Genomic DNA, 12720 nt, shown 5'->3' on the forward strand with positions numbered 1-12720 from the left:
AACAAGGCCCTTATTTTTGACTGAGTGCCGCCACCGAAAGCCCGGACGCGACGAAGGTCAGTCCGGCCCCCACATTCAACCCATTGACGACTTTGGGCTTGCGCTGCAGCCACGTCGAGAGGCGTGTCGCAAAAATCCCCATGAGCGCGAAGCCCAGGGCGGTCAACGCGGCGAACCAGGCACCGTAGACCATCATTTGCAGCGTGACCGAGCCCAGTGACGGGTTGACGAATTGCGGAATGAACGCGAGCACAAACAGCCCAGGCTTGGGGTTCAGTGCCGCCGACAGGAAACCGGTGAGGAAGATGCTGTTGAGCGGTTGCCGTGCCGCCGGCTTGAAGTTGATCAGGCTGCGTGAACGCAAGACCTTGATGCCCAGCCACAACAGGTAGCTGGCGCCGATGACCTTGACGACCCAGAAGGCCACGGCAGAGGTCTGCATCAACAGGGTCAAGCCCAGTGAGGCCGTGGCCACATGAAACACAATCCCGGTGCCCGATGCGAGCCCCGAAACGGCCGCCGCCATGCGCCCCTGGCTCAGGCCCCTGGCGATGGCCAGCAGGTTGTCCGGGCCGGGGGAGAGCACCAGCAACAGGCAGGCGGCGGTATAGGTCAGCCAGATATCCAGGGGGAACATAACGACAGTCCTTTTCGTCAGGGCGAAGGCCGCTATCCTGCTCCCGCGGGCGCCCCGAGATCAAGAGTGCTGTCGCCACCGCCCAGGCCGGTGTGCTCAGGCAGGAGGCTTGAGCGGTTCGCACCTGAACAACACACTCTGGCTGGCACGCAGCTGTTCGACACAGTTGAACGGCTGCAAGGCCTGGATGCCACGCTTGAGGTCGCGTTCACGACGGGCGATATAGAACCTGGGGTCATCCGGCAGGGTGCTGAAGTCCTTTACCTGGCGAGCCTGGCCATTGGTATAGAACTCCCCCGCATAGGAGCGACGGCCCCAGTAGTAAAGGTTTCCAGGCTTGCTTGCCTGCAATTGCTGCCAGGCGTTGGCAAGGTCGCGCTGGTTGTTCGGCCGGTCAAAGACGCGGCCATCGATGGCGGCAATCGGCAGCCACACCGGCAGCAGCAGTGCCAGGCTCAACCCGGTGACAGTTTTGCCGGTACGCCAAGGCCCGTGATTGAGTGCGCCCGCCAGCAACAGGCTCCAGGCTGGCAGCGACGGCAGCAGGTAAGTCCACAGGATATTGCCGGAGAACGTGAAAAACACCGGCGTGGCCAGGGCCCACAGGGCAATGAACGCGTAGTAGCGCCCCGCCAGTGCCGAGCGTCGAAAACCAAAGTAAAGCGCGGGCAACAGCAGCGTCCATGGGAAAAAGGCGAGCAACAGGTCCAGCCAGATCGCCCCGATTGGCCGGGCATGGGCACTGCCATACAAGTCGCCGGCCCAATCACTGACCACATAGCGTTTCCAATGCTCTCCCACGAGGAAGTAATCGAGAAAACCAGGCGTACGCTGTTCGGCAATCAGGTACCAGGGCACGGCGATCAGCAGCATCAGCAAGAGGCCGGTGATCCAGGGCAAGCGCCAAAACGCGCGCCATGGGCGGTAGCAGAGGGTCCAGATGAGCGCTGGAATCGCCACCAACACGACCGCCAACGGCCCCTTCGCCAGCAGCCCAAGCCCCAGCCCGGCAAACCCGGCCAGCGCCCAGCGCCGGTCCCCCTGGGTTATGCCGCGCCAAAAACCATAGCTGGCCAGCAGGACCGAGAAACTCAGCGCCGGGTCGGTCAACACCACACCGGCCGACAACAGGCCGAGGGTCGAACTGGAAAAGATAATCGCCGCCAAGAGCGCGGTTTTTTCGTCCACTTGCTCACGGGCAAAACGGATGATGAGCAGGCAACTGGCAACATGAAACAGCCATGCCGGAAAGCGAATGGCGAATTCATTGATGCCCAGCAGCTTCATGCCCAGCGCCTGGCTCCAGAACGACAGTGGTGGCTTGCCCCAAAAAGGCACATCCACCTGGAACAGTGGGGTTACCCAGTTCCCGAGGACCAGCATCTTGCGCGCCATTTCAGCGTAACGGGCTTCGGAGGTGTCCATCAGCGGGTAGAGGCCCAGGCTGGCCAGGCGCAGGCCCAAAATGGCAATCAATAGCAGCCATAGCGTACGGGTTGTCATGGTCATCAATGCTTTTCTTGTTCACGAGGAGGGGTTGGGCAGGTGTGTTCTGGCCGCTTGGGGGCTTCGCCGAGCAGGTTGTTGAGCAGATAGATGGGGCGTTGCCGGACCTCGCTCAGCGTGGCCCCCAGGTATTCGCCGATCATGGCGATGCCCAGGGCAATAAACGCGGCAATGCCCATGATCACGTGATGGGAGCTGACGGTGCTGACGCTCATCTGATGGATGAGAAAGACCAGGGTCGCGACAAAAATCACCAGGCTGAGCAGGCTGAACCAGCGCAACGGCTTGCGCGAAAGCGCCAATACACCTTCGATGCCCAGGTCGATCAATGCCAGCGGCCCCCACTTGCTGAGGCCGGCGCTGCGCGGCTCACGGTCGTAGGGCAACTCGATGGTATTGAACCCCAGCCAACTGATCAGGCCTTTCATGAAGCGTGTGCGCTCTGGCATGGCTCGCAACGCTGCCAGGGGCGCCGGGCCGATCAGGCGGAAGTCGCTGACGTCGGCGGGAACATCAAACTTATCGGCCAGGAAGTTCATCAGTTTGTAGTAGAGATGGGCACTGATGCGTTTGCTTGAGGTATCCGATAGGCGACTGCGGCGCTGCATATTGACAATATCGCTGCCGGCAAGCCAATGATGAACCATTAATGGAATAAGTTCGGGTGGGTCTTGCAAGTCGGCATCAATAAATAACACCGCATTCCCGGCCGCGTAATCCAGACCGGCGACCATGGCCGCTTCCTTGCCGAAATTGCGGCTTAGATTCAGGCATCGAACTCCGGGCGTCTGGCAATAACCGTCCAGTAAAGACAGCGTTCCATCGCGGCTGCCATCATTCACATACAACACTTCGTGGTGAATGCTTAGTGTCTTGAGTACTGCCATGAGACGTTTATGAAAGATCGGAAGTACCTTGGCTTCGTTATAACAGCAGATAACCACACTGAGCAGCGGGCGAGGGGGGCGCTCAGGTCTTGACGGGTTCATGGCGAAAGCTCCAGTACTGATTGATTCGATAAGTGATCAACGTCAGGGCGAGGGTGGTCATCACTTGCATCGGCCAAAGGTGCTGGGGCCAGAGCTCCAGCAGGACGGCCATCAGCGCCAGGTTTGCGCAGTTATAGGCGAGGGCCGTGATGCAAAAACGCAACCATTGATAAGCGTCGGGTGGGTGGTTTTTTGTAAACGTCCAGCGTTTATTGCCTTGGTAACTTACGGCGGTTCCGGCTATGGCTCCCAGCAGCGTCGCAATGAGTGCCGGTAGAACCTGCGACAATAACAAAAGTGTTATGTAATGAGTGCCGGTAGCAAGTATTCCAACTGTTAAATAGCAAGGTAGGGGGGTGTAAGTGTCACGGTATGCAGGGGGCTTCATCGAAAGAACTACGCGTATTCAAGAGTCTGTGTGGCGTTGACTTTAACTATTTATGGGCGCCAGCGTGTGAAAAAAGTGTTTAATAACGCTGATATTACCAAAGTGTAATTTTGGCGTTGGTTGACTGTAAGAGTTTGCGAGTTATAGCCGAAAAAGCACTGTTGTTTATTCCAGTGGTCCGCGTTTCTACCTGGCGCGTGGCGACTCCCTGGGGGGCGAGTGGATGGGCTCGGTCGTGGCTACGGAGCGCCAGTCTCAAAAGACACCGAGACCTAAATCGCCATTACCGCAGCGAAAACCTGCAAGTAGGCTTAAATCATGGGTAGCGAACGCGTCGATGTGTTTTACACGACAGCCATCAGCACCTTGTTTTAGTCCATAACCGCAGAGGGTTCAGGGATGTCGATAAAACTACGTCTGTTATTGCTGATCGGCACCAGTGTGCTCACGGTTCTTATCATCAGCCTGGTGAACTACCTGGGGAATGCGCGCATGGAGGCGGCGATGATTGACAGTGAGGTCAGCATGACCGCATTGAGCAATCACCTGGAGGCCGACATGATGCACGACGCGCTGCGTGCCGATGTGCTGTCGGCGATGCTGGTGGGGCTGGGCAAAAGTGTCAGCAGCCGGGAGCAAGTGCAGGAAGCCATCTCTGAACATGCGGGGCATTTTCGCAAGGCGCTGAGTGATAACCTCGGGCTTCCCCTCAACGACACCCTCAAGAGCGCGCTGAGCGGTATCAAGCCCAGCCTCGACACGTACATTGCCTCGGGTGAGCGGATTGTCAGTGTGGCGATGGACGATCCCGTCGCCGCGCAACAAGAGCTGGGCGCCTTTACCAGCGCGTTCACCCAGCTGGAAGGCCAGATGGCCAGTTTGAGCGAGCTGATCGAAAACAACTCCAAGGCCAGTGGCGAGCAGACCCGTCAAACCGTGCGCAGCGCCAACTTCACCCTTGGCGTGGTGCTGGTGTTGTGCCTGTTGTTACTGAGCGCCCAAGGCTATTGGGTTACCCGCAGCATCATGCGGCCGTTGCAATTGGCGCGGCAGATTGCCGAGAGCATTGCCCACGGCAACCTCAGCGAATCGATTCCCGAAGCTGTCGGCCGCGATGAGGCCAGTATGCTGATCCGCAGCCTGGCGGTCATGCAGCATGACTTGCGCGGCATGATTGAGGCGGTGCGCAACAACGCCCAGGGCATCACCCGTATGAGCCAGCAGTTGAGCAGCGGTTGCCATGAGGTGGCCGTCAGCAGCCAGCAGCAGAGTTCGGCGGCGGGGACCATGTCGGCCGCCACCAGTCAAATGACCGCCAGCATCGAGGAAATCACCCGGCATGCCGTGCACGCCCTGGAAATGGCCAACCAGGCCGAAACCCTGGCCAAGAACGGCGGGCAGGTCATTCACCAGGTTGTGAGCGATATGGACGGCATCGCCCAGTCGGCGCAACAGTCGGCCCAGGTGATCCGCACGCTGGACAAGGAGTCCGAAGGGATCTACAGCATTATCCAGGTGATCAAGGGCATCGCCGACCAGACCAACCTGCTGGCGCTCAACGCGGCCATCGAAGCCGCCCGCGCTGGCGAGCAGGGCCGCGGTTTTGCCGTAGTGGCCGACGAAGTGCGCAGCCTGGCGGGGCGCACCAGTGCTTCCACCCAGGAAATCGCCAGCATGGTCTCGCGCATCCAGCAAAGTACCCGCGAGGCGGTGACCAGCATGGAAGCCGGTGTGGCCCAGGTGGATAAAGGCATGGCGGTCACGGCCGATGTGGAACGTGCGATTCGCGAGATTCTGGATGCGACGTTGAACACCACACAACTGGTCCACGACATCACGCGCACCATTGGCGAACAAAGCCTGGCCAGTAATGAAATTGCGCATCAGGTCGAGATGATTGCCGGGATGTCGGAGGGCAATACCCGGGTGATTGGCCAGACGGCGGGGACGACGGATGAGTTGTCGGCACTGGCGGGGCAGTTGGCGCAGTCGGTGGGGCGGTTTCGGCTTTGAGGGGGGGCGGGCGTTGTCAGCAATGTACGGCGCCCCAAGGCGCTAACGCTTAGGGTTGGTTCAAAGGTAACTCATGATGAACCAGAGCTCTGCGTTGGCAGTTCCAGGGACCATCCCTGGATCGAACCCGCCTTTACTTCCCGTTTGTAGTATCCGAATGTATCGCCCAGCTAATGGGATGGTAAAACTCCCTCCTGAAGCTGAATAGTTGCCTGCGGTGTAGTCTTGGTCGAAGACAACGGGTTCTTCGTTCTCGCCGAGTATTTGTAAAGCCAAACCTTTAGCCTTTGAACTTTGATTTAAACTAATCGTCCCGTTAAATACATCTCGCACAGGGCTGCCCGGCGTTGTTTTCAAGGAATAGGTGACTTTGTTCATGCCTGTAGGGCAGTTGTTAGCCTTGATATTGAACTGTACCGATTTGGAATAAGCCCCCATCGTTGGAAATGAGCTGATATCGTGAGGCCCCATGTCGACTTGAACGTCCGGCGTTTCGCATGATTGTGGAATTACGGACGTTCCAGCACCAATAATTTCCATGGCTAATGGTTCGGTTCCGCCTATAGCGTCGCGGCCGAGGATGCCAGGAGCAATTCGGGAGTTAGAAATATTTCCAATTTTCACTAATCGAATCGCATGAGAGGTCCCGTTGTAACCAAAACCACCCACCTTTTGCTTTATTGAGCCTGGAAAGCCTTTTAACAGCTTATCGATATCAGTACGTAACCACTGCCAAGCGATTCCCGTATCTCCAATTGGGAATGTAACGGCGTCGGGTACGGTAGAACCAACACTATTTATCACGCCTTTGCTGGATTCACTCGTGCACTTAAACGAGCTTGCAACGTTCTGAAGTGTGCTGGGTGGGCTTTCATATAAAACGGTCCCGTTCGGCGCGTCGCGTGGAAGCGATATTGTAAGGGGGAGCGTAAATTTGACTGAGCTTTGCTGGTGACCCGGATAAAAAGAGCATGTTGCCGCTGTCGCATTCCACGATAAAATTAACAGTGCAGTAAGGGTCGCTGGTTTTAGTATGTCCATCATCAAAAAGCTCATTGTAAAAATTGTCTGTTGCATTTGGCGACTCAGGGCGTGCATTGCCGTCCCTTACAGTAGCCTGCTACGCCAGTAATCTATCTGGTCAGATCCGAAGTTAGAATCAGATGATTCTTATTGTTTTGTGATGATGACGTCAGGCGGCCGCAGCAGAGGCTGCATTGGCCTGACTGGAGGCGTGCCGCTAGATGCTGCTCGGATGGATCCTGGCTTAAAGCCCCCACCGCTCAAGCGCAGGCTTGCGCGCGTCAAGCAAGAGTGAAGGTGCCATCGCGCTCGCTATTTTCAGCAAGTGCATGTCGGTAGACACCGGGGATAGCAGCTGCACGCCAATCGGCATCTGGGCTTCATCGAAACCGGCTGGCAGGGCGATTGCTGGAGTGCCGAGGTAATTACCCGCTCGGCTGAACTGGCCAATACTGGTGTGGTGGGTGTCTTCGTCATCAAGGGGCAAGGCACCGTGACCGCTGACAGGCATCAACAATACACCGGATAAACCGATCGTTCGTGTGAAGGCCTCGGCTGCCTTGGCACGCTGTGCAATGGCGTGTTCGTAGGCGTCGCGGCTGATATCCGCACCCGCCAGGATTCGATGGCGTACGACCTTCCAGAGTAGCTGCGCGGGGTCATGCGCAAGGTGCCCAAACTGGCGATAGCCCTCATAGGCAATGATCATCGAGTTGCACTCGGAAAGCTGGCCGATATCCAACTCAGCCTGGGGAGCCCAGTTCTCGAGCGTCCAGCCGGCCGCGTGCAGATTGACCAATACCTGATCCCAGACCCGGCGGGTGCCCATGGACAGCACACTGGGGAACGCCCCCTGGTCCAGTACGAACACTGTGCCCGGCGTGGCGGGCAGTAGCTTGCTGGCAAGTTCAGACTGAATGTCCAACCCAGTGCCGGTAGACGGGCTGGCCATGATGGCTGTGAGCGCATGGGCGTCGTCAACGTCGCGGGCGATGGGGCCCAGCACGTCCAGGCTTGGTGCCAGTGGAACGACACCGTCGACGCTGATGAGTCCGCTGGACGGCTTGAAGCCGACCAAATGATTCAGCGAGGCGGGAGCGCGTATCGATCCGCCGGTATCCCCACCGACGGCAATGGGGGCAAGCCCGGCGGCGACAGCGACCGCCGCGCCTGAAGAGGATCCGCCCGGGGCACGCTGCTGCTTGGCGTCCCAGGGGTTCCAGGGCGTGCCTCGGGTCGGGTTTTGTCCAGATAAGCCGAAGGCAAACTCGGTCATCTGGGTCTTGCCCAGGATCACCATGCCGGCCGCCTGTAATCGTTGCACGACGGTGCTGGTCGCGGAACTGATAGCCGTCAGGCGGCTTAACGAACCTGCCGAGGCCAGGGTGTTGGCGATTTCGATATTGTCCTTGATGGCCACCGGCACGCCATGCAATGGGCTCAAGGAGTGACCGGTATCGAGCGCACTGTCGGCGGCATCGGCTGCCGCCAAGGCTTGCTCCGGGAACACGACCGTGAAGGCGTTAAGCGCACTGCTGCGGGCAATACGGTCGAGAAAATATTGCGTGACGGCGCGCGAGGTGACCTGCCGGGTCGCGATCAGATGGGCAATCTGCCGGGCAGTCTGGAAACAAAGGGCTTCGGATTGTTCGCGCATAATGTCTGGGTTCTAAGATGGGTGAGTCGGTATCCCCGTCTTCGACGGTCGTTGACGGGGATTGCATCGCGTTGTTCGAGCCAGTGCCTATTTCAGTGACTTTCCGGCGGTCTCTGGCATTTTGATGAAGGTCACAAGGGTGAGCGCGGCGCCTGCGAGCACGTAATAGAAGAACCAGCTCTCTTGGCCATGGCTCTGCAACCAGGTCAGCAGGTAAGGCGTCGTACCGCCGAGCAAGGCCACCATCAGGTTGTAGGGCGCACCAATGCCGACGGCGCGCACGCTGCTGGGGAACTGCTCGGACATGATGGCTGGCGCGATCGAGGTATAAAGCGCGTAGAGCAACAGGCCGAACAGCTCCACCATCAGGATCGACGAGAACGTCGGCTGCATGTTGGTAATGATCGGGTAGAAGAACAGCAGGTAACCCAGGGCAAAAGCGATCAGTTGCGGCTTGCGCCCGAACTTGTCAGAGAGCATGCCGAAAAGTGGGTGCACGAGCATGAACGCGACCATGGCAACCGTATTGGCCGCAAAGGCTGTCGAAGACGCTACGTGCAGCGCCCGGATGGCATAGGTTGGGATGTAGATAACGAACAGGTAAAAGGCAAATGTGCTGAGGATCGAAAAGCCCACAATGCGCAGGGTCTCGCGCGGATAATCGCGCAGCAGGGTGCGTAGCGGTTGCTTCTCTACTTTATTAGAGGATTGCGGCGTGGAGGCTTCAGCTTCAGGCACCGACATCCGCAGCCAAATGCCTGCGATACCGCCCAGGGCACCGAGCAGGAACGGAATGCGCCAGCCGAACTCTCTCATCTGCTCGTCGGTGAGCAGGGTGGTCAGGGCCCAGCCGATCGCCGATGCGGTCAGAATGCCAGCGGCGGAGCTAAAGAAGACAAAGCTCGAAAAGAAGCCGCGACGGTGATCTGGCGCTAACTCGGCCAGGTAAGTAGAGGCGGACGCGTATTCACCGCCCAGCGACAAGCCTTGCATCAGTCGCGCGATCACCAGCAAAAACGGGGCGAGCAGACCGATCTGCTCGTAGGTGGGGGTAATGCCGATCATCAGTGAGCCGCCGGCCATCAGCATGATGGTGACCCCCAATGCGGATTTGCGGCCATAGCGATCCGAGTAGATGCCTAGCGCCCAGCCACCGATTGGACGCATGAAGAAACCGACGGCGAAAATAGCGAACGTCGCCAGTAAGGACGCCGTTTCGTCAGTTTTCGGAAAAAATTGTGTTGAAAAGAACACCGCGAACGACGCATAGATCGTCCAGTCGAACCACTCCACCGCATTGCCAATGCTGCCTGCCGCAATTTTACGCGCGGTGGATACCTGCGGCTTTACCGCTTGGGACGTTTGAGTCGCATAATTCATTGGCTTGTGCCTTTGGTTTTGAATTGTAATTATTTTTGGACATGCGCGGCTTTGTTTTGTTTTAATTTGGCCACTTGAATTAAGGTATTGTAAGAATATGGTCTCGTCAATCGTCTATACGGATGAAAAAAGACATTTCGCACTGGATGAAGCCGATTTGGCCTGCCTGATTGCGCTACAAGCCAACCCACGCGGCACCTGGCGCGACCTGAGTGCGTGCTGCGATGTGGCCGAGCGGACGCTTTCACGCCGCCTGCAACGCCTGATGGACAGTGGGTATATCCGGGTGATCGGCGAGCTTGATCCGGTTGTCGTCGGTGGCGGCCCGGTGCTGCATGCGTGGATTCGGGTCGCCGACGGGCGCCAGAGGGAAGTGGCGGAGCACCTGGCGCAGTTGGCGCAGACGCAGGTGGTCATGGCGACAACGGGAGAGTTCGACATCTTCACTGAGATCAACTTACCGAGCGTGGAGGCGCTGTCTGACATGGTGGTGCGAGAGCTGCCGCTGGTGCCAGGGGTAAGGCAGGTTCAATCGCAAGTGGTCCTCAGGTCGTTCCGGCGCGCCAGTCGCTGGCGGATCGATGGGTCGGTGCCTACTGAGCCGGTGCTGGCTGGGCCTGTGAGCCTGAGTGCTGACGAGATGCGGCTGCTGGGGGCGTTAATGCTGGATGGTCGGGCCAGCCTGGGCGTGCTGGCGGAAACCTGTGGCGTCAGTGAACCGAAGGTTCAGCGGATGCTGAGTGGGCTTGTCGACAGCAATGCCCTGACCTTTCGTGTAGAGCTTGAGCCTCTGTTGGTGGGCTATGGGGTCGAGGCGATCCTGTCGTTGCAAACCCGACCGGGGGCGGCGGAGGGGGTTGCCCTGGAGCTGGCCAAGGATGAGCACACGCGCTGCCTGTTCGGGACCAGTGGAGGCTCGCAGTTGTTTTGGCATGTGTTGTGTCGTGATATCCATGATCTGTGGACCGTCTCAACCGCCCGGATGGGAGCCTTGGAGGGGATTATTTCTTGTGAGACCAATACGGTGGTCAGAGCCTATAAAAGGGCGGGGCGAGTGCGTCGCGGGCTTATGGTCGAGTAGTAGGGTGGCTAGCCCTCCGTTTGTTCGCCGGTTGGCTGGACGAACCCGCCCTATGAACCCAAGTCAGAATGGGCTACGAGGCGCAACAGTATAAAATCAGCCCCTGTTTTCAGGGGTGCTTTTACAATCCGTCACTTGGGGATAAGGTCGACAAACCAAGACCCTATCCTCTTTCGGTTCAAAGCCATGATCTATCATGCAGCGTTGCACTTTGGCTGTGCGTCCGATGCTGGCGACTTGCGAATTCGACCCGAGTGGCTTCGGATAGCCGCAGGCGTACATGACCGGCAGCGCTTCATGATTATTGGCAAGTTGTACCGAGAAGTGGCGTGATGCACCCACTTTACGCCAGGTGACCTGCATGTCTTCATACCGACCAGAGTCGGGTTTTATTGGATAGAAGCCTTCATCTTCGCCATACGGCAATGCTTCGAGTTGGGACAGGCTAAGCGGGCGACCATTTTTTTCTTCGACGCACGCCGGAATATCCTTCATGACTTCACAAAACTCAAACCCATCTTTACGCTTAAAACCCAGGCGCTGCATACACTGGAACTGCAGCACCCGCTCGTTTATTGGTAAATGCATCATTGAAGTGTCTACCGGGTCACCACATTCCGTCATGGCCGCTTTAACACCGTCTGCGGTCGTGGACGTGCGTTTCCACTGCGTGAATTCGGCGGGTGGCGGACAACCGGTAAGTAACAATGACAATGCGATCAGGGCCGGGAAGGTAATGATCTGACTTTTGCGCAACATAATGATCCTTGTTTATGTAAGGCGGCGCCAAGGCTGTCTGAGTTTTTGCAACATCAATCGAGATAATCGTCCAGGTAAACACGTATCAAGACATGTCGCCACCCAGATTGTCGTACGCCGCATGATGCCCGGCCTAGTGCGGATTATCGACCTAGGCAAAGCTGACCATACCTGCAGGGTATCCCGTCAGACCTTATCCATATTGGACGCTTGCGACGCCACGCCTCAGCCTGAGGCCAATAACTATAAAGAGGCGCACCATGACCGTGCTATTGAGTGAGCGCAGCCAGATTTTCCAGGGTGCCGATGCCTATGCCGTGTCGGATTATGTCAATCAGCATGTAGGCAGCCACTGTATTCGCCTACCGCCCAGGGGCCGGCCCATGGCGAGCATCAGCCACCGGACCTTTTCCAGCCTGGACTTGTGCCGTATCAGCTATGGCGCGCCGGTGCGGGTCACGTCGGTGGCGCTGGAGAGCATTTATCACTTGCAGATCCTGCTGACGGGGCACTGCCGCTCCGATTCCCGGGGCGAAGAGCAGGTGTTCGGGCCGGGCGAGATTCTGCTGATCAATCCCGATGACCCGGTGGACCTGACCTATTCGGCCGACTGCGAGAAATTCATCATCAAGTTGCCGGTACGCCTGCTGGAAAACGCTTGCCTGGCGCAGCACTGGACGCTGCCGCAGCCGGGGATCCGTTTTGCGGCGGCGCGCCATGCGCTCAGTGAACTGGGCGGTTTTTTGCCGTTGCTGGGCCTGATCTGCCATGAGGCGGAGAACGCCGCCGAGCCACACGTGCAGGACCTGTATGAGCGGATTGTGGCCAATAAGCTGTTGGCGCTGCTGGCCAGCAACGTATTGCGGGTGGTGCCCCAGGCGGCGCAAGGGGGTGGCTTCGAGGCGGTGCGCGAGTTTATCGAGGGGCATCTGGGTGAAGACATCAGCATCGAGCAGTTGATGGCGGTGGCCAAGGTCAGCGAGCGTTCGCTGTACAGCCTGTTCGAGCGCCAGGTGGGCCTGTCGCCCCGTGACTACGTACGCCGGCGCAAGCTGGAGCAGGTGCACGCACGCTTGCAACTGAGCACCGCGCGCAGCGTGACGGAAGTGGCGCTGGACTATGGCTTTATGCACCTGGGGCGTTTCTCCGAGGCCTATCGCAAACGCTTTGGCGAGCTGCCTTCGCAGACCTGGAAGCGCCATCGCTGAGGCGCTTGCGCCAGCCGGATACTGATGTGCAGGAAGCGGATATTGAGGAGTGGGACGAACACGTACGGTGAGGGCGCCT

Annotated in this window: 11 protein-coding genes and 1 pseudogene; 4 read left to right on the forward strand and 8 right to left on the reverse strand. The window is 58.2% G+C overall.

From position 1 onward, the window contains the following. Positions 1-10: 10 nt before the first annotated feature. The 4 genes from BLL38_RS00870 to BLL38_RS00885 all read right to left on the reverse strand — a co-directional run bounded on the left by BLL38_RS00870 (position 11) and on the right by BLL38_RS00885 (position 3520). Positions 11-637: a LysE family translocator gene (locus tag BLL38_RS00870; RefSeq protein ID WP_076960878.1), complete on the reverse strand. Its 627-nt coding sequence runs from the start codon at positions 635-637 to the stop codon at positions 11-13. A gap of 96 nt (positions 638-733) precedes the next feature. After that, positions 734-2146: an ArnT family glycosyltransferase gene (locus BLL38_RS00875; protein ID WP_076960879.1), complete on the reverse strand. Its 1413-nt coding sequence runs from the start codon at positions 2144-2146 to the stop codon at positions 734-736. Further along, the gene (locus BLL38_RS00880) at positions 2146-3132 is read right to left on the reverse strand and encodes a glycosyltransferase family 2 protein (RefSeq protein WP_236309530.1); all 987 of its coding nucleotides are present in this window, start codon (positions 3130-3132) and stop codon (positions 2146-2148) included. The genes BLL38_RS00875 and BLL38_RS00880 overlap by 1 nt, the downstream gene beginning before the upstream one ends. Continuing rightward, entirely contained in the window at positions 3113-3520 is a 408-nt protein-coding gene (locus BLL38_RS00885) for a GtrA family protein (RefSeq protein ID WP_076960880.1), read from the reverse strand. Before BLL38_RS00885 ends, BLL38_RS00880 begins: the two co-directional genes overlap by 20 nt. 870 nt (positions 3521-4390) lie before the next feature. On the opposite strand from BLL38_RS00885, the pseudogene BLL38_RS31770 reads away from it, so the two are divergent. After that, positions 4391-4675: pseudogene (locus BLL38_RS31770) on the forward strand (HAMP domain-containing protein); the annotation flags it as partial. Between the two features lie 132 nt (positions 4676-4807). Further along, positions 4808-5533, forward strand: a complete 726-nt coding sequence (locus tag BLL38_RS31775) for a methyl-accepting chemotaxis protein (protein ID WP_413469161.1) — start codon at positions 4808-4810, stop codon at positions 5531-5533. A 60-nt stretch (positions 5534-5593) separates the two neighbouring features. Here BLL38_RS31775 and BLL38_RS30250 read toward each other — a convergent pair whose 3' ends face one another. From BLL38_RS30250 to BLL38_RS00905, 3 genes are all read right to left on the reverse strand, one after another. Next, complete coding sequence (locus tag BLL38_RS30250; protein WP_130898188.1) at positions 5594-6610, reverse strand: fimbrial protein; 1017 nt, start codon at positions 6608-6610, stop codon at positions 5594-5596. Between the two features lie 190 nt (positions 6611-6800). Continuing rightward, positions 6801-8213 carry an amidase gene (locus BLL38_RS00900; protein WP_076960882.1) on the reverse strand — a complete coding sequence of 471 codons (1413 nt, stop codon included), beginning with the start codon at positions 8211-8213 and terminating at the stop codon, positions 6801-6803. Between the two features lie 87 nt (positions 8214-8300). Next, positions 8301-9593 carry an MFS transporter gene (locus BLL38_RS00905; protein WP_076960883.1) on the reverse strand — a complete coding sequence of 431 codons (1293 nt, stop codon included), beginning with the start codon at positions 9591-9593 and terminating at the stop codon, positions 8301-8303. A gap of 97 nt (positions 9594-9690) precedes the next feature. Here BLL38_RS00905 and BLL38_RS00910 point away from each other — a divergent pair, with 97 nt between their 5' ends. Then, positions 9691-10674 carry an Lrp/AsnC family transcriptional regulator gene (locus BLL38_RS00910; protein WP_076960884.1) on the forward strand — a complete coding sequence of 328 codons (984 nt, stop codon included), beginning with the start codon at positions 9691-9693 and terminating at the stop codon, positions 10672-10674. 96 nt (positions 10675-10770) lie between these two features. Here BLL38_RS00910 and BLL38_RS00915 read toward each other — a convergent pair whose 3' ends face one another. Beyond that, positions 10771-11433: a hypothetical protein gene (locus tag BLL38_RS00915; protein WP_076960885.1), complete on the reverse strand. Its 663-nt coding sequence runs from the start codon at positions 11431-11433 to the stop codon at positions 10771-10773. 260 nt (positions 11434-11693) lie between these two features. On the opposite strand from BLL38_RS00915, the gene BLL38_RS00920 reads away from it, so the two are divergent. Beyond that, positions 11694-12641, forward strand: coding sequence for an AraC family transcriptional regulator (locus BLL38_RS00920; protein WP_076960886.1), 948 nt, complete (start codon positions 11694-11696; stop codon positions 12639-12641). The last annotated feature ends 79 nt before the right edge of the window (positions 12642-12720 follow it).

This window comes from Pseudomonas gessardii (assembly GCF_001983165.1).
Lineage (GTDB): Bacteria > Pseudomonadota > Gammaproteobacteria > Pseudomonadales > Pseudomonadaceae > Aquipseudomonas > Aquipseudomonas gessardii.

Excerpts from the sequence above, each read along its gene's own strand:
- BLL38_RS00905 (WP_076960883.1), bottom strand. The coding sequence starts at position 9,593 with ATGAATTATGCGACTCAAACGTCCCAAGCGGTAAAGCCGCAGGTATCC.
- BLL38_RS00880 (WP_236309530.1), bottom strand. The coding sequence starts at position 3,132 with ATGAACCCGTCAAGACCTGAGCGCCCCCCTCGCCCGCTGCTCAGTGTG.
- BLL38_RS00875 (WP_076960879.1), bottom strand. The coding sequence starts at position 2,146 with ATGACCATGACAACCCGTACGCTATGGCTGCTATTGATTGCCATTTTG.
- BLL38_RS00920 (WP_076960886.1), top strand. The coding sequence starts at position 11,694 with ATGACCGTGCTATTGAGTGAGCGCAGCCAGATTTTCCAGGGTGCCGAT.
- BLL38_RS00910 (WP_076960884.1), top strand. The coding sequence starts at position 9,691 with ATGGTCTCGTCAATCGTCTATACGGATGAAAAAAGACATTTCGCACTG.
- BLL38_RS00915 (WP_076960885.1), bottom strand. The coding sequence starts at position 11,433 with ATGTTGCGCAAAAGTCAGATCATTACCTTCCCGGCCCTGATCGCATTG.
- BLL38_RS00900 (WP_076960882.1), bottom strand. The coding sequence starts at position 8,213 with ATGCGCGAACAATCCGAAGCCCTTTGTTTCCAGACTGCCCGGCAGATT.
- BLL38_RS00870 (WP_076960878.1), bottom strand. The coding sequence starts at position 637 with ATGTTCCCCCTGGATATCTGGCTGACCTATACCGCCGCCTGCCTGTTG.
- BLL38_RS00885 (WP_076960880.1), bottom strand. The coding sequence starts at position 3,520 with ATGAAGCCCCCTGCATACCGTGACACTTACACCCCCCTACCTTGCTAT.
- BLL38_RS31775 (WP_413469161.1), top strand. The coding sequence starts at position 4,808 with ATGTCGGCCGCCACCAGTCAAATGACCGCCAGCATCGAGGAAATCACC.
- BLL38_RS30250 (WP_130898188.1), bottom strand. The coding sequence starts at position 6,610 with ATGCAACAGACAATTTTTACAATGAGCTTTTTGATGATGGACATACTA.